Origin of the sequence: Kribbella sp. NPDC048928, assembly GCF_043197975.1 — a bacterium.
Lineage (GTDB): Bacteria > Actinomycetota > Actinomycetes > Propionibacteriales > Kribbellaceae > Kribbella.
On record NZ_JBICUC010000008.1, the window covers coordinates 239,156 to 263,015 of the forward strand.

Annotated in this window: 19 protein-coding genes; 11 read left to right on the forward strand and 8 right to left on the reverse strand. The window is 68.5% G+C overall.

Annotation, left to right across the window (positions count from 1 at the left end):
* Positions 1–102: 102 nt before the first annotated feature.
* Complete coding sequence (locus ACGFI6_RS31880; protein ID WP_393125139.1) at positions 103–3,714, forward strand: GH116 family glycosyl hydrolase; 3,612 nt, start codon at positions 103–105, stop codon at positions 3,712–3,714.
* Here the strand turns inward: ACGFI6_RS31880 and ACGFI6_RS31885 are convergent.
* From ACGFI6_RS31885 to ACGFI6_RS31910, 6 genes are read right to left on the reverse strand one after another with little or no spacing between them, the layout of a single operon-like run.
* A complete protein-coding gene (locus ACGFI6_RS31885; RefSeq protein ID WP_393125141.1) occupies positions 3,707–4,744 on the reverse strand; it encodes an ABC transporter ATP-binding protein in 1,038 nt (345 codons plus the stop codon). The genes ACGFI6_RS31880 and ACGFI6_RS31885 overlap by 8 nt on opposite strands.
* Complete coding sequence (locus ACGFI6_RS31890; protein ID WP_393125143.1) at positions 4,741–5,712, reverse strand: ABC transporter ATP-binding protein; 972 nt, start codon at positions 5,710–5,712, stop codon at positions 4,741–4,743. The genes ACGFI6_RS31885 and ACGFI6_RS31890 overlap by 4 nt, the downstream gene beginning before the upstream one ends.
* The gene (locus tag ACGFI6_RS31895) at positions 5,693–6,625 is read right to left on the reverse strand and encodes an ABC transporter permease (protein ID WP_393125145.1); all 933 of its coding nucleotides are present in this window, start codon (positions 6,623–6,625) and stop codon (positions 5,693–5,695) included. The genes ACGFI6_RS31890 and ACGFI6_RS31895 overlap by 20 nt, the downstream gene beginning before the upstream one ends.
* Positions 6,626–6,629: 4 nt before the next feature.
* A complete protein-coding gene (locus ACGFI6_RS31900) occupies positions 6,630–7,628 on the reverse strand; it encodes an ABC transporter permease (protein WP_393125147.1) in 999 nt (332 codons plus the stop codon).
* 51 nt (positions 7,629–7,679) lie between these two features.
* Entirely contained in the window at positions 7,680–9,401 is a 1,722-nt protein-coding gene (locus ACGFI6_RS31905; RefSeq protein ID WP_393125149.1) for an ABC transporter substrate-binding protein, read from the reverse strand.
* Between the two features lie 31 nt (positions 9,402–9,432).
* On the reverse strand, positions 9,433–10,368 hold the full coding sequence (locus tag ACGFI6_RS31910) for an ROK family protein (RefSeq protein WP_393125151.1): 936 nt from the start codon (positions 10,366–10,368) through the stop codon (positions 9,433–9,435).
* A 121-nt stretch (positions 10,369–10,489) separates the two neighbouring features.
* On the opposite strand from ACGFI6_RS31910, the gene ACGFI6_RS31915 reads away from it, so the two are divergent.
* From ACGFI6_RS31915 to ACGFI6_RS31925, 3 genes are read left to right on the forward strand one after another with little or no spacing between them, the layout of a single operon-like run.
* Entirely contained in the window at positions 10,490–11,683 is a 1,194-nt protein-coding gene (locus ACGFI6_RS31915) for an ROK family protein (protein WP_393125153.1), read from the forward strand.
* Positions 11,684–11,727: 44 nt separating this feature from the next.
* Entirely contained in the window at positions 11,728–12,087 is a 360-nt protein-coding gene (locus ACGFI6_RS31920; protein WP_393125155.1) for a VOC family protein, read from the forward strand.
* Positions 12,088–12,103: 16 nt separating this feature from the next.
* Positions 12,104–12,508, forward strand: a complete 405-nt coding sequence (locus ACGFI6_RS31925; protein WP_393125157.1) for a hypothetical protein — start codon at positions 12,104–12,106, stop codon at positions 12,506–12,508.
* Here the strand turns inward: ACGFI6_RS31925 and ACGFI6_RS31930 are convergent.
* The gene (locus ACGFI6_RS31930; protein ID WP_393125159.1) at positions 12,485–12,991 is read right to left on the reverse strand and encodes a winged helix-turn-helix transcriptional regulator; all 507 of its coding nucleotides are present in this window, start codon (positions 12,989–12,991) and stop codon (positions 12,485–12,487) included. The genes ACGFI6_RS31925 and ACGFI6_RS31930 overlap by 24 nt on opposite strands.
* A gap of 54 nt (positions 12,992–13,045) precedes the next feature.
* On the opposite strand from ACGFI6_RS31930, the gene ACGFI6_RS31935 reads away from it, so the two are divergent.
* The 3 genes from ACGFI6_RS31935 to ACGFI6_RS31945 all read left to right on the forward strand — a co-directional run bounded on the left by ACGFI6_RS31935 (position 13,046) and on the right by ACGFI6_RS31945 (position 17,152).
* On the forward strand, positions 13,046–13,504 hold the full coding sequence (locus ACGFI6_RS31935; RefSeq protein WP_393125161.1) for a nuclear transport factor 2 family protein: 459 nt from the start codon (positions 13,046–13,048) through the stop codon (positions 13,502–13,504).
* Between the two features lie 62 nt (positions 13,505–13,566).
* Positions 13,567–15,375 carry an ABC transporter ATP-binding protein gene (locus ACGFI6_RS31940; RefSeq protein ID WP_393125163.1) on the forward strand — a complete coding sequence of 603 codons (1,809 nt, stop codon included), beginning with the start codon at positions 13,567–13,569 and terminating at the stop codon, positions 15,373–15,375.
* Positions 15,368–17,152 (forward strand): ABC transporter ATP-binding protein, encoded by a 1,785-nt coding sequence (locus ACGFI6_RS31945; protein WP_393125165.1) that lies wholly within the window; start codon positions 15,368–15,370, stop codon positions 17,150–17,152. The genes ACGFI6_RS31940 and ACGFI6_RS31945 overlap by 8 nt, the downstream gene beginning before the upstream one ends.
* Here ACGFI6_RS31945 and ACGFI6_RS31950 read toward each other — a convergent pair.
* Positions 17,143–17,547 (reverse strand): cupin domain-containing protein, encoded by a 405-nt coding sequence (locus ACGFI6_RS31950; RefSeq protein ID WP_393125167.1) that lies wholly within the window; start codon positions 17,545–17,547, stop codon positions 17,143–17,145. The two genes, ACGFI6_RS31945 and ACGFI6_RS31950, sit on opposite strands and share 10 nt — an antisense overlap.
* Positions 17,548–17,647: 100 nt before the next feature.
* Between ACGFI6_RS31950 and ACGFI6_RS31955 the strand changes: the two genes are divergently transcribed.
* The 4 genes from ACGFI6_RS31955 (at position 17,648) to ACGFI6_RS31970 (ending at position 23,822) form a co-directional block, all read left to right on the forward strand.
* The gene (locus ACGFI6_RS31955; protein WP_393125169.1) at positions 17,648–18,664 is read left to right on the forward strand and encodes a ferritin-like protein; all 1,017 of its coding nucleotides are present in this window, start codon (positions 17,648–17,650) and stop codon (positions 18,662–18,664) included.
* A gap of 100 nt (positions 18,665–18,764) precedes the next feature.
* Positions 18,765–19,706 (forward strand): ABC transporter ATP-binding protein, encoded by a 942-nt coding sequence (locus ACGFI6_RS31960; protein WP_393125171.1) that lies wholly within the window; start codon positions 18,765–18,767, stop codon positions 19,704–19,706.
* Complete coding sequence (locus ACGFI6_RS31965) at positions 19,706–21,061, forward strand: ABC transporter permease (RefSeq protein ID WP_393125173.1); 1,356 nt, start codon at positions 19,706–19,708, stop codon at positions 21,059–21,061. The genes ACGFI6_RS31960 and ACGFI6_RS31965 overlap by 1 nt, the downstream gene beginning before the upstream one ends.
* Positions 21,062–21,149: 88 nt before the next feature.
* On the forward strand, positions 21,150–23,822 hold the full coding sequence (locus ACGFI6_RS31970) for an alkaline phosphatase family protein (RefSeq protein WP_393125175.1): 2,673 nt from the start codon (positions 21,150–21,152) through the stop codon (positions 23,820–23,822).
* Positions 23,823–23,860: the final 38 nt, after the last annotated feature.

A 23,860-nucleotide genomic window follows, 5' to 3' on the forward strand; every position in this document is an offset into this window, starting at 1 on the left:
GCGAGCGATCCGTTGACCTTCACAGAACCGCTGGCTACGGTGTCGGGAAATCGATTTCTCCCGTGGTCTCAGATGACCCCGCCGCCCTTGAAGGAGAACCGAATGACCGCCCATGATCTTCCCGCCGGTTGTGCCACCAGGTCGTGCGCCGGTGACTGTCCCCGGGCCCAGCTGAGCCGCCGCACGTTCATCGCTCTCGGTGCCGGCGCGGTCGGCGCGCTCGGGCTGCCTGCCCGGGCGCTCGCTGCTCCACCGAAGCCTGATCGCGCGGTGCTGTTCGGTCGGGGTACGCCGACGTCGTACACCGGTGCCGCGCTGCAGCGGATCGGGATGCCGGTCGGCGGCGGGACGACGGGACAGGTGTACCTGGCCGGCGACGGGCGGCTGTGGGCGTGGGACATCTTCAACCCGACGTCGTTCCCGCTCGGCGGTGCCGACTTCTCCGGCCACCACTACGCGTTCCCGTTGGCGGCGGACGAACCGGGCGCGGCGCAGTTCGGCCAGGGGTTCGCGCTGCGGACCACGGCCCGCGGCCGGACGACGACCCGGACCGTCGACGCGGACGGCTTCGAGGACGTCCGGTTCACCGGTTCGTACCCGATCGGGCGGGTCTCGTACGCGGACGCCGGAAGCCCGGTGAGTGTGCAGTTGGAGGCGTTCTCGCCGTTCGTTCCGCTCGCCACGCTGGACTCGACGCTGCCTACCACGATCATGTCGTACACGCTGCGGAACACGTCCTCGTCGCCGGTCCGGACGACCCTGCTCGGATACGCCGAGAACCCGGTCTGCATCGGGAGCCGCAACCGGCAGCCCACGAAACTGCAGGCGCGTGGCTTCCAGGGCGGTGTGCAGTTCGGGGCCGTCGACGATCTGGACGCCGAGCAGGGCGACATCGTCTTCGAGGACTGGGAGAAGGACACGTACGACGGCTGGACCGTGACGGGCGACGCCTTCGGTGCCGGCCCGGTGCGGCCGCTCGACGTACCGAACCTGATGAAGCGGTTCGGCGACCTGAACGTCTCGGGCACGCGCTTCGTCACGTCGTACGACTTCCGGGGCGGCACGGACGACGCAGCCACCGGCACGCTGACGAGCCGCGAGTTCACGATCGAACGCCGGTACGTGGCGGTCGGCCTGAGCGGGGGACGGCACCCGGGCGAGACGTGTGTGAACGTGGTCGTCGACGGGCAGGTCGTGGCAACCGCGACGGGTGACGAGAGCGAGCCGCTGGTCGCGCAACTGCTGGATGTCGGCGCATTCGCCGGCCGGACTGCGCACATTCAGATTGTTGACAACACGACAGTTGCCTGGGGCCACCTGAGCTGCGACGCGATCGTGTTCACGGACCGCGCCGACATCCTGTTCGAGAACTGGGACAAGACGACGTACGACGGGTGGACCGTCACGGGCGACGCGTTCGGCGCGGGGCCGGTGACCGCCGCGGAGACGCCGGACGGGTTCCGCCGGCCGTTCGGGGTGCGCACCGAGCTGAACGTCAGCGGCCGGTTCATCACGTCGTACAACTTCCGGGCCACGGGCGATCCGGACGGATTCACCGGTTCACTGACCAGCCGTGACTTCGTGGTCGAGCGGCGGTTCGTGACGGCCTGGGTCGGCGGAGGCAGCCACCAGGGCGAGACCTGCCTGAACGTCGTGGTCGACGGGCAGGTCGTGGCGTCGGCGGCCGGCACGGACATCGAGCCGCTGACCGCGGTCTCGCTGGATGTCGGAAAGTACGCCGGTAAGACTGCGCACATTCAGATTGTCGACAACAACACCGGCGGCTGGGGCCACGTCAACGTCGACCGGATCCTGTTCAGCGACCGTCCGATCCGCCGGCAACCGGTGGCGGAGCGACCGGACGGCGGCACGTTCGCACTGGCCGCCCTCACCCCGGGCGCTGTCGTACGGCCGTCGATCGCCGACTGGTCGTCGACCGACGCCCTGTTCGACTCGAAGTCCGGCCCGGGCGACTCCGACGGGCCACAGGCCGGAACAGTCGCCGTCACCGTGACCCTGCGCCCGGGGGAGTCGCGCACGATCCAGTTCGCGTACGGGTGGTTCTTCCCGAACCCCGAACGCGAGCTGTTCGCGGAGCTCGTCGGCGCGGCGACCTTCCGCCGGCACTACGCGACCCGGTTCGACTCGGCCCGCGACGTCGTCGAGTACCTCGGCCGTGAGGCGAAGCGGCTCGAACGCGACACCAAGCTGTGGGTGCAGACCTGGTACGACGACTCGTCCCTGCCGCACTGGTTCCTGGAGCGGACGCTGGCGACGGCGTCGACGATCGCGACCAGCACCTGCTACCGCTGGGACGACGGCCGCTTCTACGCCTGGGAGGGCGCGTACTGCTGCGCCGGCACCTGCGAGCACGTCTGGAACTACGCGCAGGCGATCGGCCGGCTCTTCCCGGAGCTCGAACGCGACACCCGCGAGCGCGTCGACCTCGGCATCGCGTTCCGGCCGACCGGCGAGATCGGCAACCGCGGCGAGGCCGGCGACGCGTCCAGCTCGTTCGCGGACGGACAGACCGGCACGATCCTGCGCATCTACCGCGAACACCAGATGAGCAAGGACGCCTCGTTCCTGCAACGGGTCTGGCCGCGCGTCCGGACCGCGGTCGAGTTCCTGGTCACGCACCGGGACGGCCCGGACGAGGACGGCATCTTCCGCGGCAGCCAGTGGAACACCCTCGACACCGAGTGGTTCGGAGAGGTGCCGTGGATCAGCGGCCTCTACGTCGCCGCACTGCGGGCGGCCGCCGCGATGGCCGGCGATGTCGGCGACACCGCGAGCGCGGCTCGGTATGCGGCGATCGCCGAGCGTGGGTCGGCGTACCTGTCCGGCAGCCTGTGGAACGACGAGTACGGCTACTACGTACAGAAGGTCGATCCGGCGCACCCGACCGCGGAGAACAGCAATCGCGCGTTGTTCGTCGACCAGATGTACGGGCAGACGTACGCCGCCCAGCTCGGCCTGCCCCGAGTGTTCCCGCAGGACCAGGCGCGGACTGCGCTCGCCAAACTTTACGAGTCGAACTTCCGCGCCGACCCGGGAACGTACCGGCCGCCGGGGATCGGGCCCGGCCGCGTGTACACGACCGACGGCGAGAGCGGCGTCCTGATGGCGACCTGGCCGCACGGCGGGTCGGACGAGACTCGCGGGCTGGTGTACTTCAACGAGGTGTGGACCGGCCAGGAGTATCAGTTCGCCGCGCATCTGTTCTCCGAAGGCATGACTGACGAGGGCCTCGCCGTCACCCGCGCGATGTACGACCGGTACTCGGCCGCGAAACGCAATCCCTACAACGAGATCGAGGCCAGCGACCACTACGCCCGCGCGATGATGGGGTACGGCGTCTACCTCGCAGCCTGCGGATACGAGTACCACGGCCCGCGAGGCCATCTGGGCTTCGCGCCCCGCATCCACCCGGAGGACTTCCGCTCCGCGTTCACGGCCGCGGAAGGCTGGGGCCTGTACACCCAGCGGCGTACGTCGAGGTCCCTGGCCGCCTCGATCGACGTTCGCTACGGCCAACTGTCCCTCACCACGTTGTCCTTCGAGACCGCAACCGCGCCGCGCAAGGTCGAGGTTCGCTCAGGCCACGACCGCATTCCTGCCACGCTGACCGTCGATGGCAACCGTGCGGTCGTGACCCTCACGAAGTCCCGCACTGTCACCCCTGGCGACCGGCTGCAGATAACCCTCAGCTGACCGGTCCGCCGGCGTCCGGCTCGGCGACGTGGCAAGCGGCCTCGTGATTCTCGCCGAGCCGGCGCAGCACCGGAGTGACCTCGTGGCACTTGTCGATCACCAACGGGCAGCGCCAGCGGAAGCGGCAGCCCGGCGTCGGGTCGATGACCTTCGGCGGCTCGCCGGTGTCGCCCTCGATACCTTCGGTCAGGGGAGCGCGCGGGTCCGGGACGGCGCCGAGCAGCAGGTCCGTGTACGGGTGCTTGGGGTTCTGCAGTACGGACTCGGTCGGGCCCTTCTCCACCACGTGACCGGCGTACATGATCATCAGCCGGTCGGCGACATACCGGGCGCTGGCGATGTCGTGGGTGATGTAGAGGAACGACACGCCCTGCGTCTCGCGCAGCTCGGCCATCAGGTTCAGCAGGCCGATCCGGATCGACACGTCGAGCATCGACACCGGCTCGTCGGCGAGGATCAGCTTCGGCTTGTGCGCGAGCGCCTGCGCGAATCCGATCCGTTGCCGCTGGCCACCACTCAGCTCGTACGGGAAGCGGTTCATGATGTCGCCGGCCGGGGTCAGCCCGACCGCCTCGACCACCCGCTCGGCCTCCTCGTACCGCTGCTGCTTGCTCAGCTCCGGCCGGTGCAGCTTCAGCGACCGCAGCACCCCGTGCGACACCCGGAAAGCCGGGTTCAGCGAGCTGAACGGATCCTGGAACACCATCGGCACGTCACTGCGGTACGCGAGCTGGTCCTTGCGGGAGCGGTACGTCGACATCGCCCGCCCCTGGTAGAAGATCTCGCCGCCGGTCGGCTTGTAGACGCCGGCCAGCAACCGCGCGATCGTGCTCTTCCCGCTGCCGCTCTCACCGGCCAGCGCGACGATCTCCTGGCGTCCGATCGAGAAGCTCACCTCGTCGACCGCGTGCAGCATCTGCCGCGAGAACCCGCGCCCGACCCGGAAGTGCCGCGTCAGGTTCTTTGCCTCGAGCAACGGAGCGGCCGCGGACTCCGGGCCCGCCGTCTCCTCGACGTCCACCGTGGTCACTTGGCCTCCCGGACGGGATCAGGGGCGTGCAACAGGCAACGGGCCTGGACCGCGCCGACTTGGTACAGCTCCGGCTCGATCTTCGGGCAGTCCTCGAACGCCTTCGGGCAGCGCGGCTGGAACCGGCAGCCCGGCGGCGGCGAGGCGAGGTTCGGCGGCGCGCCGGGGATCCCGGTCAACGGCACCTTCGGTCCGCGGATCGACGGGAACGCGTCCAGCAGCCCTGCACTGTAAGGGTGTTCGGGATGGTCGAAGACCGCGCGCGTGTCGCCGAACTCGACCACCTGCCCGGCGTACATCACGACCAGCTTGTCGGAGAAGTGACTGACCAGCGACATGTCGTGGGTGACGAAGATGACCGCGAACCCGAGCTTGCGCTGCAGCTCCTTGATCTGCACCATCAGCGACCGCTGCGCGACCACGTCGAGCGCGGACGTCGGCTCGTCCATGATGATCAGGTCCGGCGTGAACAGCAGCGCCATGGCGATCATCGCCCGCTGCCGCATCCCGCCGCTGAGCTGGTGCGGGTAGCTGTCCAGGTGGATCGGGTCGATCCCGACCAGCCGCAGCACCTCGGCGGGCCGGCCGTCCTCGACCACCTCGTCGTGCGCCATGATCGTGTCCCGGAACTGCGCGCCGATGCTCTTCACCGGGTTCAGCGCGTTCATCGCGCTCTGCATGACCACCGAGAAGTCCCGCCAGCGCATCGCGGCCAGCTTCTTCTCGCTCAGGGCGACCAGGTTCTGCTCGTTGAACGTCACGGTGCCGCCGGTGATCGCGGCCGGCGACGACAGCAGTTGCGCGATCGCGAACAGCAGCGTCGACTTGCCGCAGCCGGACTCACCGACCACGCCGACGAACTCGCCGGCGTGGACGTCGAGATCCACATGGTCGACCGCGACGACGGGTTGGGCCCCGGTGTCGTACTCGACGGTGAGATCCCGGACCTCAAGAAGTAGCTTTGGCACGTCGCCTCCGAACCGGCCGCAGCGCGGGGTTGCTGATCTCGTCGAACGCGTAGTTGAGCAGGGCGAAGGAGACGCCGAGCAGCGCCACCGCCAGGCCGGGGGAGAGTGCCCACGCCGGCAGGCCGTTGACCAGGGCGCCCTGGTTCTGCGCCCAGTAGAGCATCGTGCCCCAGCTCAGCGAGTTGGGGTCGCCGAGCCCGAGGAACTGCAGGCCCGCGGCGGTCAGTACCGAGTACAGCGCGGCGCCGAGGAAGTTCGCGACGATCAGCGAGATCATCGTCGGCAGTACCTCGACGACGATGATGTACGAGGATCGCTCACCGCGGACCCGCGCCGATTCCAGGAAGTCCCGGTTCCGCAGCGACAGCGCCTGCGCCCGCATCTGCCGGGCGCCGTACGACCAGCCGGTGAGGATCAGCACGATGATGATCACCGTCAGGTTGCCTTTACCGGCGTACGTCGCGAGCACGATGATCAGCGGGAACGTCGGCAGCACCAGGAAGATGTCGGTCAGCATCGACAGGCCGTCGTCGGCGAACCCGCCGAGGTACGCCGCGGAGACGCCGATGATCACCGAGAGGATCGTCGCGCCGAGGCCGGCGACGACCGCGATCACCAGCGACTCGCGGGTGCTGTAGATGAGCTGGGCGTACACGTCCTGCCCGAGCCCCGTGGTACCCAGCCAGTGATCCCCGGACGGATGCTGCAGTGGCAGCTCGCCGATTGCCTGCGGGTCGTGGTGCGCCCCTGGGACGAAGAGCCCGGGGAACGCGGCGAGCAGGATGAAGAGGAGGAGCAGGCCTGCCCCGACCATGGCCTTGCGGTTGCGCAGGATGGCCCGGAACAGCCCGCCCCGTGGGCGTCGCGTCGCACCGGCCACAGGGGCCGATGCACCGGCTACGACAGCGCTCATGAAGTCATCCCTTCGTCCGGGCGCGCGGGTCGAGCAGGAACACCGCGAAGTCACAGAGCAGGACACAGATCAGCACCGCAAGCGTCACCAGCAGGAAGAGTGCCTGCAGCAACGGATAGTCGGTACTCACCGTGGCGTTGTAGAACATGTAGCCCAGGCCCGGGTAGTTGAAGACGTACTCGACCAGGATCGTCCCGGAGATCACGAAGCCGAGCGACATCGCGAAGCCGGAAAGGTTCGGCAGGAACGCGTTTCGGCCGGCGTACCCGAACATGATCTTGCGGCCCGGGATGCCCTTCGCGCGGGCCATCCGGACGTAGTCCTCGGCGAGCGTGGTGACCATGTTGTTCCGCATGGTGAGGATCCAGCCGCCGACCGCCGTGATCAGGATCGTGGCGGCCGGCAGGATGCCGTGCTTCAGCACGCTCAGGATGAACTCACCGGTGAACGCCGGCGTCAGGCTCTGGTCGTAGTTGAAGTCGTTCGGCAGGATCGGATTGCTGCCGATCGCGAACAGCGAGATCAGCAGCAGCGCCACCCAGAAGTACGGCAGCGCCGAGGTCACGATGAAGACCGGCGGCACGATGCTGTCGACCAGGCCGCCGCGCCGCCAGCCGGAGATCGTTCCGATCAGCGTGCCGAGGACGAACGCCATGACCGTCGCGAGGCCGACCAGCCCGAGCGTCCACGGCAGCGCGTCGCCGATCAGCGTCGTCACCGGGACGCCGAGGCTGCTGCCGATCGACACGCCCCAGTGCCCGGTGACCATCGACTTCAGGTAACCGCCGTACTGCAGGACGATGTTCTTGTCCGGATCGAAGCCGAACTCGGCGAGCACCGTCCGCAGTTGCTCGGCCGTCACGACCGCGCCGCCCTTGCTCAACCGTTGCCGCAGTGCGTCCTCGGGGCTGCCCGGCATCATCCGCGGGATGAAGAAGTTCAGCGTCATCGCCGCCCACAGCGTGAGCACGAAGAACCCGAGGCGTCTTATCAGGTATCGCACTCCTACCAGCTCCTCGTGCTCACGCTCGGCGGATCCTTACTTCTCGGCGGACTACTTCTGGGCGGACTTCGAGTACAGGTTGGCGAGCACCTGACCGACGTCCGGGATGTTGTACGGCGCGGGCTGCGCGTACGGGTTGTCCTGGGTCGGCCAGCCGTCCAGGTCCTTGGTGTTGTACTGGTACCAGTCCACCGACTCGGTGGTCGGGATCACCGGCACGTCCTTGATCATGTACGACGAGATCTGCTTGATCAGCTTGACCTGGGTGTCCGGGTCCGCGCTCGCGTACTGGTCGAACAGCTTGTCCACCTCGGGCTTCATGTAGCGCGAGTAGTTGCTGCTGGCCTGCTTGCCGATCGGTGCCGAGTTCTTCGAGTACAGCAGCTGCCGCAGCTCGTAGTACGGCGTCGGGCCGCCGGACTGGCTCGCGTACGCGAGGTCGTAGTCGCCGGTGTACAGCTTCTGGTTGTACGACTGCTGCTGCAGGTCCTGGATCTCCAACTCGATGCCGACCTTGGCGAGCTGCTGCTTCACGACCGCCAGCGACGCGTCCCAGTCGGTGTAGCCGGTGACCGTGATGATGCTCAGCTTCAGCTTGTTCGAGTCGGAGTACCCGGCGCTCTGCAGGAGCTGCTTGGCCTTGTCCAGGTTCGGCTTGTCGTACCCGGCCGCGGTCAGCGCGTCCTTGTCGAAGTACTTGTCGAACGTCGGCGTGACAACACCGGTCTGGTTCGCGGCCGGCTGGTAGCCGCTCTCACCGATCTTCGAGATCTGCTCCCGGTCGAGCGCGTACGCGATCGCCTGCCGGACCGCCAGCTTGCTCGTCACCGGGCGGGACGGGTCGGTGTTCGGCACGATCGCGACGTTCGCGGTCGGCGGGAACCAGTAGTTGTTCTCCGGCGACTTCGCCTTGTAGAAGTTGTCGATGTTCGGGATGTACTGACCGCCCCACTGTGCCTTGCCGCTGGCCAGGTCCAGGTTGGCGGGGTTGTTGTCCAGGTACGCCGGGTACTGCACCTTCTGCACGTACGGCTTGCCCGGCTGCCAGTACGCCTTGTTCGCGACGTACGAGATGTTGTTGCTGGTGCAGGACTCGACCGTGAACGGCCCGGTGCCGACCGGCTTCGCGTTCGCCCAGGTGGCGGGCTTCGTCGCGGCCTCGCCGGTGGACCAGATGTGCTTCGGCACGATGCCGACCTGGCCGGCGAAGTTGAAGAAGTACGGCTCGGCGGCGGCCTTGAACTTCAGCGTGACCTTGTTGCCGGCCGCGGTGACGCTGGTCAGCCCGGCGCCGGTCCACAGCGAGTACAGGTCGAGGGCCGGCTGCTCCTTCATCCGGTTGAAGGTGTAAGCGACGTCGTCGGCGGTGAACGGCTGGCCGTCGCTCCACTTCACGCCGTCGCGGATCGTGAAGACGATCGAGTCCTTCTTCGGCGACCAGGTGAAGGCGGTGGCCAGCATCGGCGTGGTGGCGCCGGCCTTCAGCACGTTGACGAACGTCAGCGGCTCGTAGACGAACCCGAGCGCCACCTGGTTCACTGCCGGGTTGAACGGGTTGAACTGGCACGGCCAGGTCTGCCCGCCGACGTTGGCGATCGTGACGGTGCCGCCCTGCTTGTGCTCTCCGGTACCGCCTCCGCCGCCGGCGCTCGCCGAGGACGACGGGTTCGCCGAGTTCGCGCTTCCGATCGGCTTGTCACCGCCGCCACATCCGGCGGCCGCCAGTACGCCGACCGCCACCGCGGCGCCGGCGATGCGTTTGATGCCCCTCATCGTCTCTGCCTTTCGCTACTGGAAATCCTGCTCATGCGAACGCTTCCGCGCCGAGGACGGCGCCTGCCGCCTCGACACCGAGGGCGAGCGCTCCGATCAGCGGTGCCTCCGTTGGGAACCGGGCCACCGACAGCTCCGGCGGAAACGGGACGGCCAGGTCGAGGGCGCGACGCAGGCCGGGTTCGAGCTGGTCCCAGGAGCGGACCAGGCCGCCGCCGACGACGATCCGGTCCGGATCGAGGGCAACGGCCAGGTTGGCGAGATGCATCGCCAGCTCCCGGACGAACTCGTCGGTGAGGACGGCGGCGTCCGGCTGGGTCCGCGCCATCGTGAAGACGTCGGCGGCCGTGACCGGCTGCCCGAGCCGGGCGGACCCGGTGGTCTCGAGCGCCTGACCGCTGACGACGTGCTCCAGGATCGTGCGCTCGCCGGTCCCGACGTACACGTCGGCCGGCTCGCGCAGGTTGTAGCCGATCTCGCCGGACGCACCGTGCGCCCCGGTGATCACGGTGCCGCCGGCAACGATCGCGATCGCGAGACCGGTGCCGAGATTGAGGTACAGCCCCGGGTCGGAGCCGGCCAGCGCACCCCAGCGCAGCTCGGCCTCCGCGGCGGCCTTGACGTCGGTCGCCAGCCGCACCGGTACGCCCGGGAATCCTTCGCGGATCAAGCGCCCGAAGGGCAGCTCGCCCCAGCCCGGGAAGGTCGGTGCCAGCTCGACACGGTCGTCGTACGGAATGCCGAGGGTGGCTGCGCCGACACCGGCGAGCTCGTGGTCCGGCGCGACCTCGGCGAGCAGTGCGTGGGCCGCCGCCAGCCCGCGGGTCATCGCCTCGCGGGCGCCGCCGGTCTCCGCGCGGCTGTCGATCGTCGTCGCGCCGAGGCGACGGCCCGACAGGTCGCCGACGGCGACAGCGATCTTCGTACCGCCGAAGTCCAGACCGAGGACGGCCGGTGCCGAAACCACGGGGTGGCACCTCCTCGCGCCGACGAATAGAATCGATTGGAAACTAACTTAACAATCACCGGGACCACAAGGGATCAGTGGAACTTGTTGACCGAGTTGACCGAGTTGTTAGCAACAGCGAATGAGGGGGTCGAGCGTGACGGTCACCACCGGAGGGGCACGCCCGCAGCTGATCCGGGAGATCAACGAGCAGGTACTGCTCGATCACATCAGGCGATCGGGCCCGATCTCCCGTACTGAGCTCGCCGGGCTCACCAGTCTGTCGAAGCCGACGGTGTCCGCGGCGCTCGGATCGCTGGAGCGGACCGGTCTGGTGCACGTGACCGGCCAGCGCACCGGCGTACCAGGGCCGGCGGCAAGCTTGTACGAAGTACGGCCGGAGGCGGGGTTCGTGCTCGGGCTGGACGTCGGGCGTGAGTACCTGCGCGGTGCGATCGCCGACCTTGCCGGAACGGTGCGCAGCAAGCTGAGTGTCCGGACGAAGGCGGGGGATGCGATGGCCCGGATCCAGGAGCTCGTGGATCTGACCGTCACGCTCGCCGACGAGGTCGGGATCGAGGTCGGGCAGCTGACCCAGACGGTGCTGGGCAGCCCTGGCGTGTACGACCCGCGACTCGACGCGCTGACCCTGACCGGCCGGCTGTCCGGATGGGACTCGCCCGCCACGCTGGCCGCGCTGCGCGACCGCTTCGGTCCGACGCTGATGATCGAGAACGACATCGACGCGGCCGCGATCGCCGAGCGGGTGCACGGGCACGGGCGGAACGTTGACAGCTTCGCGTTCGTCAGCGTCGGCACCGGTATCGGGATGGGCCTCGTGCTGGACGGCAAGCTGCGGCACGGTTCGCACGGCGTCGCGGGCGAGATCGGGTACCTGCCGTTCACCGAAGGCAGCGGCAGTGATCAGCGGGACGCCCGCAAACGTGGGGGATTCGACGCCTCGGCATCGGCGGCAGCGGTCGTCCGGGCCGCCCGGCGGGCCGGGATGCGTGGCGTGCCGACGGCCGAGAAGGTGTTCGCGGCCGCGGCCCGTGGCGATGCGGTCGCGGCGGCTGTCGTCGCCGAGGAGGCACTGCTCGTCGCGAAGGCGGTCTGCACGGTGATCACGGTCGTCGATCCCGACCTGGTCGTGCTCGGTGGCGGTATCGGTCAGGCGCCCGGCTTCCTCGAGGCGGTGAGCAAGCAGTTGCGGCACCTCGCGCCGGTGATGCCGGAGGTGAAGGCGAGCGTGCTCGGCACCGAGACCGTGGTGGCCGGCTGTATCGCGGCCGGCCTCGATCGGGCCTGGAAGACCCTGGTCGGAAACTCGGCGTAAGAACCGGACGTAAATCGTCCGCAACCCGCACTAGGGTTCGAGCCATGACAATCGCGATGTATCCGAGTTTCGTGCTGGACTGCCCGGACACGGCGGTCCTGGCCAGGTTCTACGGCGAGCTGCTGGGCTGGAAGGTCAAGACCGACGACGGGTGGGCCGAGATCCGTCCCGAGGACGGCAGCAACTGCATGTGCTTCCAGCAGGTCGAGAACTACAAGGCCCCGACCTGGCCGACCCAGGACGTACCGCAGCAGCTGCACCTCGACGTGATGGTCCGGAACCTCGACGAGGCCGAGCCCGAGGTGCTGGCGATCGGCGCCACCAAGCCCGACCACCAGCCCGGTACGTCGTTCCGGGTCTTCCTGGACCCGGCCGGCCACCCCTTCTGCCTCTGCGTGGACTGACAAATAGAGTGAGGGTGTGACGAGTTGGCGTGAGGAGCGGCGGGAGGCGGCGGTTGAGCAGGCCGCTGCGCTGGGGCGGAAGAAGGCGGCCGAGACCGCGCGGGCGCGGGAGTTGCTGACCGGCTTCATCGCGACGCTGAAGGAACGTGGCGTCGAGCCCGAGCCGTTGCGTGCCCAGGTCGTCGGGTCGAACGCCAGTTACCGTACCGATCTCACCGGGTGGTACCTGCGCCGCAACCGGTCCCTCGCCGTCGACGTCGACGGGAACTTCTACATCCTCGGGGTACCGGCCAGCCTGAAGTCCCGGGTCGCCGGGGTGCGGGTGGTTCCGTCCGACCCGCCGCTCGTGGTCGGTCAGGGGGCCCGCGACGGCGAGTCCATGCCGCTCGCCGAGCTGCTACGCCTTCGGCTCGAGTCCTAGCACGCTCGCGATCAGCGCCGTACCGGGAGCCGTTCGGCCGCCCGGCCCCGGCGACGGCGCGACGTCGGCCATCTGCAGCGTCTCACCGCACTCCGAGCAGCAGACGGTCGGCGTGGTCAGCTTGCCGCAGGTGGTGTGCGTGAACCGGATCGGCTGGCCGGCCGGGGGAGTCGCCCAGCGGTCTCCCCACGCCGTCAGGGCCATCAGGATCGGTACGAGCTCCCGCCCTGCCTCGGTCAGCTCGTAGCTGTGCCGCACCGGGTTCTGCTGGTACGGCGTCCGTTCTACGAGGCCGCCGTCGACCAGGGTCGAAAGGCGGTCGGTGAGCAGGTTGCGGGAGATCCCGAGATCGGTGACGAACTGGTCGAATCGGTTCAGCCCGAGGTAGAGGTCACGCAGAACCAGGGGCGTCCACCAGTCGCCGATCAGCTCCAGGGACTGGGCGAGCGAGCAGTGCATCGAGGCGAAGCTGGTGTTCCGCATGGTCGCAGTCTAGTCAGTTGCGTCATTGAACTCACTGGTTCTAGGGTGTGAATCATGGGCCTTTACCACTGGATCGTGGCGCGGCAGGTGCGGAATGCGTTCGCGCAGATCAGCGCGGGGAACTGGGAGGCGATGGTGGCCGGCATGGCGCCGTCGTTCAGCTACCGCTTCTACGGTGACCACGCGCTCGGCGGTGAACGGCGCACGCACGAGGCGCTGCGGCGCTGGTGGGAGCGGTGCTTCCGGCTGCTGCCGAACACCCGGTTCGAGGTTCAGGACGTGATCGTCGGCGGCTGGCCCTGGAACACGCAGGTCGCCACGGCGGTGACGGTCCACGTCGGCGTCGTGGACGGATCGACGTACGAGAATGTCGTCCACCAGTTCCTCCGCATCCGCTGGGGAAAGATCACCGACGTACGAACCCTCGAAGACACCGCGGTCCTGGAACGCACCCTCGACCGCCTCGCCGCAGCCGGCTACGAAGAGGCCCACGCGGAGCCGATCACCGGCTGATTTGCGGACCGGTCCGGAAACTCGGATGCATTCTGTCGGTGCGGGCGGTTACGGTCGGTCGGGTGCTGACTCTGTTGCGGTACGGCGTGCGGGTTGCACCTGGGAGCACCCTTCTGACGATGGGTCTGGCCGTCCTCGGCTCGTTGCTGGGGATGGCGGTCACGTTGCTGACCGGGCAGGTCGTCGGGGCGGTTCCCGGGGTGGTCAACGGCGGCCCGGACGCGATGCCGATCGGCGAGTTCAGCTGGCTGCTCGGCGGTCTGCTGGCGATCTTCCTGATCGACAGCCTGAAGCCGGCCGCGCAGCAGGTCGCCTCGCTGGTGATGGACGCGGGTCTGGTGCGTGCGGTCGGCACCGGCATCACGGAGCCGCTGCTCCGGCCGCAGCGGATCGAGCACCTCGAGGACACCGAGGTCCTGGACGTACAGGAGCGCGCGAAGGGCAAGGGCGGGTTCCACCTCGCGCAAGGGCTGAGCAACCTGCCGTGGCTGCTCGCCAGCCGGGTCACGCTGGTCGGCTCGGCGGTGATCGTCGGCTCGATGTTCGCGTGGTGGGTGGCCGCGATGCTCGTCGCGGTCACGCTGTTACTGGAGTGGTACGGCGGCCGCCTCGTCGAGCGTGAGGTCGACGTCTGGTGGGGCAACACCGAGGAACAGCGCCGCGCGCACTACGCCTTCAACCTCGGCATGCGCGACGCCCCGAAGGAGCTGCGGGTCTTCGGCTTGCACAACTGGCTCGTCGATCGGTACGTCCGGGAGTGGACCGACGGCTACCGTGCGGTGTGGGCGCGCCGCAAGACCAACGCGAAGTGGTCACTGCTGATCGGCGGCATCCACCTGATCGCCAACGGCGTCGCGATCCTCGCGGTCGGCCGCGCGGCGTACAACGGCACACTGCCGCTCACACAGGTCGCGACCACGCTGCCCGCGATCCTCGCGATCGGTCAGTCCAGCAACGGCTTCGGCGTGGTGCAGGTCCGCCGGGGGCTCTCGGCGTACCGCGCGATGCGGGACCTGCCGGGCACGATCGCCGAGCGGCACCCGGAGCCGGTCGTGACCACACGGCACCGGGTCGAGACGATGCCGGCCCGCGAGATCCGGTTCGAGAAGGTCGGCTTCCACTACCCGGGTTCGGACACTCCCGTACTGCGCGACCTCGACCTGACGATCAACGCCCGCGAGGCCCTTGCACTGGTCGGCGTCAACGGCGCCGGCAAGTCGACACTGGTGAAGCTGCTCGGCGGTGCCTACCGGCCGACCAGCGGCCGGATCCTCGTCGACGGCATCGATCTCGCGGAGCTCGACCTGGCCGCGTGGCAGCGGCGGGTGGCGGCGATCGTGCAGGACTTCGTGCGGTTCCCGCTGTCGGTGACCGACAACGTCGTGTTCGGCGCCGTCGAGCGAGCGGGGGACGAGCTGACGCTCGCCCGGGTCGCGCGCGAGTCCGGGATCGACAATGTGGTCCGCGGCCTGCCAAAGGGCTGGGACACGATCCTGGACAAGACGTTCGACGGTGGTATCGACCTGTCCGGCGGCGAGTGGCAGCGGGTCGCGCTGGCCCGGGCGCTGTTCGCGGTGCATGCGGGCGCGGGCGTCCTGGTGCTCGACGAGCCGGCCGCTGCCCTTGACGTACGAGCCGAGGCGGAGCTCGTGGAGCGGTACCTCGAGCTGACGTCGGGCGTGGCGTCGCTGATCATCTCGCACCGGTTCTCCGTGGTGCGGAACGCGGACCGGATCTGCGTGCTCTCCGACGGCCAGATCGTCGAGGACGGGACGCATGAACAGCTGCTCGCGATCAACGGCGAGTACGCCGGGATGTTCCGGCTGCAGGCCGAGCGGTACGTGACCGGTTCGGAGGCCGTCGATGCCTAAGGCGATCCGGATCCTGAAGCTCTGGATCACCACGTCGTTCCGGGCGGCGCCGTGGCTGATGACGATCTCGACCGTGCTCGTCGCGGCGCGGGCGATCACCGCGCCGACGCAGACGTACGGGGTGAGCCGGCTCGTGGACGGAATCGCGTCCGACCAGTCCCGGACGATCACCATCGGGGTCGCGATCATCGTCGGCGGCCTGGCCGTCTCGTTCCTCGCCGACGGTCTCGGCACGCCGTTGCAGGACACCGCCCAGGAGCGGATGGCCGGGCGGGTGCACGCGGACCTGGTGGACGTGACGACCGGCATCCCGGGGCTGTCGCATCACGAGCGTCCGGACGTCGCCGACCGGCTCGAGCTCGTCCGCGAACGGGCGTGGCGGATGGGTGTCGGCGCCGAGGTCCTGCTCTGGGCGTTCGCCACCGTCACGAACACCGTGACCGTGCTGACGCTGCTCGGCTCGGTGCATCCGGTGCTGCTCGCCCTCCCGTTGCTCGGTGGCGCCCGGATCTGGTCGGCGTACCTGAGCAGCACCCGCCAGCAGAAGGCCTGGGAGGACTCGATGCCGGCGGAGCGGCTCGTCGACCGCCTGATCGAGATCGCGAAGGATCCGCGGACCGGCCTGGAGGTGCGGGTGTTCGGGCTCGGGAAGGTCTTGCTGGACAGGATCTTCGCGTTGCAGACCACGCGCTTCGAGCGCCGGGTCGCCGCCGCGCGGTGGGGTGGCAAGGTCGACGGCGCGGTGCGGCTGGTGTTCGGTCTCGCGTACGCCGGCGCGATCGTCTGGGTCGTCGCGCGAGCGCGGAACGGGCAGTCGTCCGCGGGCGACGTCGTACTGGTCCTGCTGCTCGCTCCGCAGGTGGACCAGATGACCGGCGGGATCGCGCAGAACGTGTACTGGGTCGGTGAGGTGGTGCGGAGCTTCAGCCGCTACGACTGGCTGCGCGAGTACGCGAAACAGAACTCGTGGCGCGACAGCCGGACGCCCGCGCCGGAGCGGATCACCGAGGGCATCGAGCTGAAGGACGTCGGGTTCTCCTATCCCGGCTCGGATTCGGCGGTGCTGAGTGGCATCAACCTGAGCGTTCCGGCCGGGGCGGCCGTCGCGCTGGTGGGGGAGAACGGCGCCGGCAAGACCACGCTGGTCAAGCTGCTCGCCCGGATGTACGACCCGACCACCGGGCGGATCCTTGTCGACGGCAACGACCTGGCGACGATCCAGCCGGACGCCTGGCGGTCGCGGCTGTCCGCGGGCTTCCAGGACTTCGTGAAGTTCGAGTTCACTGCGCGCGAGGTGGTCGGGATCGGTGACCTGGAGCGCGCCGGTGACGACGACGCGGTCCGGGCGGCGATCAGGCGGGGCGACGCCGAGTCGGTGGTTGCCGGGTTGCCGAAGGGCCTGGATTCCCAGCTGGGCAAGAAGTTCACCGACGGCGTCGAGCTGTCCGGCGGCCAGTGGCAGCGGCTCGCGCTAGCCCGCGCGTTCATGCGCGAACGCCCGCTCCTGCTGTTGCTCGACGAACCGACGGCGGCGCTCGACCCGGAGGCCGAGCACCGCCTCTACGAGCAGTACGCCGAGGCCGCGAAGGTCGCCGCGACCGAGACCGGCGGCATCACCGTCCTGGTGTCACACCGGTTCTCGACCGTCCGGATGGCTGACCTGATCGTCGTCATGCACCGCGGCCGCGTCGAAGAGTTCGGCACCCACGAGGACCTCCTCGCCGCCGGCGGCCGCTACGCCGAACTCTTCGAACTGCAGGCCCGCGCCTACCGCTGAACCCGTGGGTGCTCGGCCAGCTCCTCCTCGGGCACCAGCGTGAACATCTCCTGCCCCGGCGCACACAGCATCGTCACGGTGAACTTCACCGGTACGTCGGCACGGTTGTTGCCGTCCTGGAAGTGGATCAGGTCACCGCCGGGCTCCCAGAACGCCTCGCCCGCCTTGATCACGCGCGGCGCCTCGCCCTCCAGCTCGAACAGCATCTCGCCCTCGACGACGTACCCGAACGCCGGACCCGAGTGCCGGTGCGGTGGCGCTCCGGGGTCGCCGGCCGGGTACTCGATCACCACGGTCATCGCGTGGAAGCCCTCGGGGACGAAGGGCGGATCGATCTCCTGCAGCATCGTCAGCGCGGTCTGCCACGCGGTCGATCGCTGGGTGGTGTCGCTCATCGGGACTCACCTTTCGTAGGTTCGCTCTCTGCAGGACAGACAGTGCAGCCCGGTGGCGTGTGACAGTCACAAACGCCGCGGATGGTCTGTCTCACCAGGTATGAACCTGCGGATCGACACCATCGACAGCCTTCACCAGCATCTGCAATGGGCGATCGAACTCGAGCACTCGACGCTCCCGCCGTACCTGTGTGCGCTCTACTCGCTCGACCCGGCGCGCAATCCTGACGCGGTCGAGTTGGTGGGCAGCGTGTTCGTCGAGGAGATGATTCATCTCTCGCTGGCGTGCAACCTGCTCAACGCGGTCGGCGGCGAGCCGCGGCTGGATGCCCCGGAGCTCCTGCCTGGGTACCCGCGTCCGCTGCCGCACGGCTCGATGGAGCTGTCGCTGCTCCCGTTCGGGCCGGACGCGCTGGAGATGTTCCTGCGTCTGGAGAAGCCGGAGGCGCCCGGATCGCCGGGGGAGAGTGACCACTACGAGACCATCGGCCAGTTCTACGACGCGATCGAGGAGGGCTTCCGCTTCCTGTGCGAGACGCTCGGCGAGGACAAGGTGTTCTCCGGCGACCCGGCCCGCCAGGTCGAGGTCGGCGCGTTCCATCACACCGGCGGCACCGTGCAGCCGGTGACCGGCCTGGCCTCTGCGCTCGCGGCGCTCGAGGAGATCGTCGAGCAGGGTGAGGGCTCGGCGCGCGGCGAGGTCTGGGACGGCGACCACGACATCTTCCACCCGGACCGCGACGAGGTCGCGCACTACTACCGGTTCGAGGAGCTGAAGCTCGGCCGCCGCTACCGCCGCGGCGACACTCCGCAGTCCGGCCCGACCGGCGAGCCCGTGACCGTTGACCTCACTGGCGTCTCGCCGATGCAGCCGAACCCGCACCGCTCGGCCAACGAGCAGATCCGCGCCGCACAGGAGGAGTTCGACAACACGTACTGCACGCTGCTCTACCTGCTCGAGCAGGCCTTCACCGGCCAGCCGGCCCTGATCCGCGACGCAACCCGCGCCATGTTCGGCCTGAAGGCCGAGGCCCTGAAGCTGATGCAACTCAGCGAGGACGGCGAAACCACCGCCGGCCCGACCTTCCAGTACGTCGCTCCGGGCGATCGCAGCTGAGAGAGCGCTGAGAGCCAAGCTGCAATCGGTTGCTGCTCGTTCGCAAATAGTTAACCTTCGGTCTTCACGTGGCCGTACATCTCTTTCTAATGTATTCACCATGGACACAACGCCCACTGTCCGTGCCCGCGGCATCACGAAGTACTTCGGTGAGGTCGTCGCGCTCGACGGCGTCGACCTCGACGTCGCACCTGGTCAGATCCACGGCCTGGTGGGACCGAACGGTGCAGGCAAGACCACGTTGCTCGGTCTGCTGCTCGGACTCGCCGTCGCCGACCGCGGCACGCTGGAGATTCTCGGTACGCCGGTCGGCCGCGCCCTCGCCGTTCCCGAAGGGGTGGCCGGCTTCGTCGACGGCCCCGGCCTGTACCCGTCGATGACCGCCCGGCAGAACCTCGCGGCCCTGCTCGCGCTGCGGGGCACCGACGGCGCGCGGACGATGAAGGTCGAGGACGCGATCGACCAGGTCGGGCTCAGCGACGTGGCCGACGACCGGGTCCGCGGCTTCTCGCTCGGCATGCGCCAGCGCCTCGGCCTCGCCGCAGCCCTGCTCACCAAGCCCCGGCTGCTGATCCTCGACGAGCCGTCCAACGGCCTCGACCCGGGCGGCAAGAAGCATGTGTACGGCGTACTGCGGCAACTCGCCGCGGACGGCGCCGCCGTGATGCTGTCGAGCCACCGGATGGACGACATCGAGACGCTCTGCTCCGAGGTGACGATCCTGTCCACCGGGCGGGTCTCGTTCAGCGGCCCGATCAGCAAGCTCGCGACCGAGAACAGCGAGCTCGAGTACCGCGTCCTGACATCGAACCCGGTGCTCGCGCGGCGCCTCGCCCGGGAGACGCCGGGCGTCCGGCTCCGCGAGGACGAGGCCACCCAGGACGACGTCGAACTACTGATCATCTCGGCGCCGGTGCCGGCGCTGGACTCCTACGTCAAGCGTCTGGTCGGCGACGACGTCGCGGTCCGCGAACTCGCGCCGGTCGTGTCGCCGCTCGAAGCAGCCTTCCTCGCCCTCACCGAGCAGCAGGAGACCAACTGATGACGGCCACTCTGGCTGCCCCGAAAAGTCCGGAAACCCCGGTCACCCGCCGGGTCCCGATCTACCGGGGCTACCGGTTCGAGCTCGTCAAGCTGCTGTCGCAGTGGCGGGTCCGCGTCCTGATCATCGCCTGCTGGCTCGCGCCGGCGGTCTTCGTCGCCGTGGTCAGCCAGCAGGCGTCGCTCCCGGTGGACACGCTGTTCGGCCGGATGATGCACGCGACCGGCTGGGCCGGCCCGCTCGTCCTGCTCGGGTTCTCCGGCTCCTGGGCGCTGCCGTTGCTGACGTCGCTGATCGCCGGTGACGTGTTCGCGGCCGAGGACCGGCTCGGCACCTGGCGGCACCTGTTCGTCGCGGTGCGTTCGCCGCGCCGGATCTTTGTCTCCAAGGCGCTGTCCAGCCTGACGGTGATCGTCGCGCTGGTGATCGGCCTGGTTGTCTCGAGCATGGTGAGCGGCCTACTCGTGGTCGGCAACCGCGAGTTGATCGGCCTCGACGGGCACCTGCTTTCGCCGGGCAGTGCGGCCGGTGCCGTACTGCTGGCCTGGTTGTGCGCGCTCGCGCCGACGCTGGCGCTCGCCGCGATCGGCCTGCTCGGATCGGTCGCGATGGGCCGTTCCCCGATGGGTCTGCTGCTTCCCGCGGTGGTCGCGCTCGCGATGCAGATCGTGCAGCAACTCCCGATCCCGGTCGCGTTGCGACTCGCCCTGCCCGGCTACGCCTTCATCAGCTGGAACGGCCTGTTCACCACTCCCGCCCAAATCGGGCCGTTGCTGATCGGCGTCATCGTCAGCCTGGTGTGGGCGGCTGTCGCGACCGGCCTGGCCTACTTCCTGTTCGTACGGCGTGACTTCACCAACCCGACGCACGACGGCTCCGGCCGGCTCGCGCTGACGGCCGGGCTGCTGCCGCTCGTCGTACTGCTCGGTGTCAGCACCGCGGCGATCGCACCGCTGAGCGGCTTCGGCTCCGGGATCGACCAGGACAAGGTGCAGCGCGCGGTCGCCGTCGAGTTCGCACATCTTTACCGCCTGCAGACCAAGCAGCTCAACCGGGCCGATGTCACCGAGGAGCAACTGCAGAGCGCCGCCGAGTGCACCAAGGGCGGTGACCAGGTCGCCGCGCGCGGCCCCGGCAACGACTGGAGGTGCGTCGTGAGCTGGCACATCCCGGGGGTGGAGGCGGCCGGCTCCGCGATCTACCAGATCGACATCAACCCACTCGGTCGGTACGTGGCCGACGGAGACGGACCGAAAGAAGTGAATGGCTTCTTCCTGGTCCGCACCCCGTCCGGGGACGAACCGAACCCACTCTGGCAGTTCGACGGCAACATCGAACTGCTACCCGCCAACTGAACGTCAACCCCGAAGGGACAGCCCTATGCAGGTTGTACGCCGCAGACGGCACGAGGAGCGCCCATCTCTCCTCCGCCGCAGGGTACCTATGGTCACCGCAGGGACGACCGCGCTCGCCGTGGCCCTCGCCGGCACCGCGGTCGCCTCGACGACCGGGTTCGGCCATGACCAGGTCGGTCAGATCACCGACAAGGGCCAGGTCGTCTCCTCCGACCAGTACATCAAGCCGATCGGCGACCGCCTCGTCCTCCAGAAGGGCAAGATCATGTCGTCCGTGGTCAGCCCGGACGGCAGCCATCTGGCCGCCTCCGTTGCCGACGGCGGCATGGCGATGGCGATCGTGGACCTGAAGAACTGGAAGGTCCAGCAGTACATCGGCAACAATGCCGCCGCCGACCTGAAGATCCCCGGCAACGACGTCGGCCAGGAGGGTCCGACGTACTCGCCCGACGGCTCGCAGGTCTGGCTCGGCCAGATCGACGGCTACCGCAGATTCACCGTGAACCCGGACGGCTCGCTCGCGAACCCCACGTTCGTGCCGATCCCGGCTGACGGCGCCAAGCACTCGCTGGCCGCTGAGGCGGTCTTCTCGGCGGACGGTGCGACCGTGTACTCCGCTGTGAACGGCCAGAACCGCGTGGTCGCGATCGACACCGCCACCGGTGCGATCAAGCAGAGCTGGGCAACCGGCAACGCGCCGCGTGACCTGGTCATGGTCGACGGCAAGCTGTACGTGAGCAACGAGGGCGGCCGCCCTGCCAAGCCCGGTGACACGACGGTGAACTCGTACGGCACCGACGTGGTGGCCAACCAGAACGCGGTCACCACCACAGGTACCGTCAGCGTGATCGACCTGGGGAACCCGTCGGCCGCGCCGGCCAGCATCGACGTCGGGCTGCATCCGACCGCGCTGTACGCCAAGAACGGCGACGTCTTCGTCACCAACACCGCCACCAACTCGGTGTCGGTGATCGACGCCAAGCGCGGGAAGGTCGTCCAGACCATCGCCACGCAGCCCTGGCCGGAGGCCTCGATCGGTTACGAGCCGGATGGCGTCACACTCACCGACGACGGTCATTTGCTGGTGTCGCTCGGACGGGCCAACGCGGTCGCCGTGTACAAGTACAAGAACGCGCTGGAGCCGGTCAGCTACGTTGGACTGCTTCCGACCGACTACTTCCCGGCCGAACTCGCCCAGGTAGGCAAGCAGATCCTGGTGTCGAACACCCGCGGCGTCGACGCCCGGCGGGAGACCACGGCCGCGGGCCACAGCACGCACGACACCACGTCGAGCCTGACCCGGTTCACGCTGCCGGACGACCACGCCACCATGAAGTACACCAAGACGGTCTTCGACCAGAACGGCTGGACGAAGGGCTCCGCTCAGCTCGCCGCGGACAACGGGCACCGCAACCCGGTGCCGGTCCCGGCGAAGATCGGCGACCCGTCGACGATCAAGCACGTCTTCCTGATCGTCAAGGAGAACCGGACCTACGACCAGGTGTACGGCGACATTCCCGAGGGCAACGGCGATCCGGCGCTGACGCAGTACGGCGAGAACGTGACGCCGAACCAGCACGCGCTGGCCAAGCAGTTCGGGCTGTACGACAACACCTACGACATCGGCACCAACTCGGCCGAGGGTCACAACTGGATGATGCAGGCCGACAACCCGGAGTACTCCGAGTCTCAGGCTGGTGAGTACAAGCGCACGTACGACACCGAGAACGACGCGCTCGGCCACCAGAAGAGCGGCTTCATCTGGACCGGAGTGCAGGCGGCCGGCAAGACGGTCAAGGACTACGGCGAGTTCCAGTCGATCGAGGAGAAGCCGGCCGGCGCCACCTGGCAGAACCTGTACTGCGACACCAAGGACATGCAGTCCAGCGGTGCCGCGACGAAGTACCCGATCAAGGTCGGCTCGGCGATCCCGTCGCTGAACGACGTGTCGGTGCCGGGCTTCCCGCTCTTCGACCTGAATGTGCCGGACATCTACAAGGCCGAGATCTGGAAGCAGGACTTCGAGAAGAACGGCCCGGCGAACCTGAACATGTTCTGGCTGTCCAACGACCACACCGGTGGTCCGAACAGTGGCCCTGCCGGAGTTGCGGACAACGACCTGGCCGTCGGCCGGATCGTCGACCAGATCACCCACAGCAAGTACTGGAAGGACTCGGCGATCTTCATCGCCGAGGACGACTCGCAGGCCGGCCTCGACCACATCGACGGTCACCGGGCACCGATCCAGATCATCAGCCCGTACGCCCAGCACGGTGCTGTGGACAGCCACTACTACACCCAGATCACGCTGATCCGGACGATCGAGCAGATCCTCGGGATGAAGCCGATGAACCAGAAGGACACCGCGGCCACACCGATGTTCGGCGCCTTCACGCAGAAGCCGGACTTCACCCCGTTCACGGCGCTGCCGAACCGCACCTCCCTGACCGCGGGGCTGAAGGAACTGCCGCCCTGTGGCGCCGACGTCCCGGCAACGCAGAACCCGGCCGCGGCTCCGGTGCCGGCAACGACCGTGCCGGCGGACCAGCAGGCGGTTGCGGCTACGTGGGACACGTGGACGTCGCAGCAGCTGTTCAACGCGACGACCGCGAAGCCCGACACGGCGAGCCCGGTCCTGATGAACCACTTCGACTGGTACGAGGCGCACAACTGGTCCCTGCCCTACCCGGGTGAGGACAAGATCTTCGCGCCGAACGACGTGCCGGGTGGAGTGATCCCCTCCAACGAGAACGACGGCTGACCCGCGCAGGTAGTCATTAAGTTCAGAACCAGCCGATA

Excerpts from the sequence above, each read along its gene's own strand:
- ACGFI6_RS31880 (WP_393125139.1), top strand. The coding sequence starts at position 103 with ATGACCGCCCATGATCTTCCCGCCGGTTGTGCCACCAGGTCGTGCGCC.
- ACGFI6_RS31895 (WP_393125145.1), bottom strand. The coding sequence starts at position 6,625 with ATGAGCGCTGTCGTAGCCGGTGCATCGGCCCCTGTGGCCGGTGCGACG.
- ACGFI6_RS31905 (WP_393125149.1), bottom strand. The coding sequence starts at position 9,401 with ATGAGGGGCATCAAACGCATCGCCGGCGCCGCGGTGGCGGTCGGCGTA.
- ACGFI6_RS31915 (WP_393125153.1), top strand. The coding sequence starts at position 10,490 with ATGAGGGGGTCGAGCGTGACGGTCACCACCGGAGGGGCACGCCCGCAG.
- ACGFI6_RS31920 (WP_393125155.1), top strand. The coding sequence starts at position 11,728 with ATGACAATCGCGATGTATCCGAGTTTCGTGCTGGACTGCCCGGACACG.
- ACGFI6_RS31930 (WP_393125159.1), bottom strand. The coding sequence starts at position 12,991 with ATGCGGAACACCAGCTTCGCCTCGATGCACTGCTCGCTCGCCCAGTCC.
- ACGFI6_RS31935 (WP_393125161.1), top strand. The coding sequence starts at position 13,046 with ATGGGCCTTTACCACTGGATCGTGGCGCGGCAGGTGCGGAATGCGTTC.
- ACGFI6_RS31945 (WP_393125165.1), top strand. The coding sequence starts at position 15,368 with ATGCCTAAGGCGATCCGGATCCTGAAGCTCTGGATCACCACGTCGTTC.
- ACGFI6_RS31950 (WP_393125167.1), bottom strand. The coding sequence starts at position 17,547 with ATGAGCGACACCACCCAGCGATCGACCGCGTGGCAGACCGCGCTGACG.
- ACGFI6_RS31955 (WP_393125169.1), top strand. The coding sequence starts at position 17,648 with ATGAACCTGCGGATCGACACCATCGACAGCCTTCACCAGCATCTGCAA.
- ACGFI6_RS31960 (WP_393125171.1), top strand. The coding sequence starts at position 18,765 with ATGGACACAACGCCCACTGTCCGTGCCCGCGGCATCACGAAGTACTTC.
- ACGFI6_RS31965 (WP_393125173.1), top strand. The coding sequence starts at position 19,706 with ATGACGGCCACTCTGGCTGCCCCGAAAAGTCCGGAAACCCCGGTCACC.
- ACGFI6_RS31970 (WP_393125175.1), top strand. The coding sequence starts at position 21,150 with ATGGTCACCGCAGGGACGACCGCGCTCGCCGTGGCCCTCGCCGGCACC.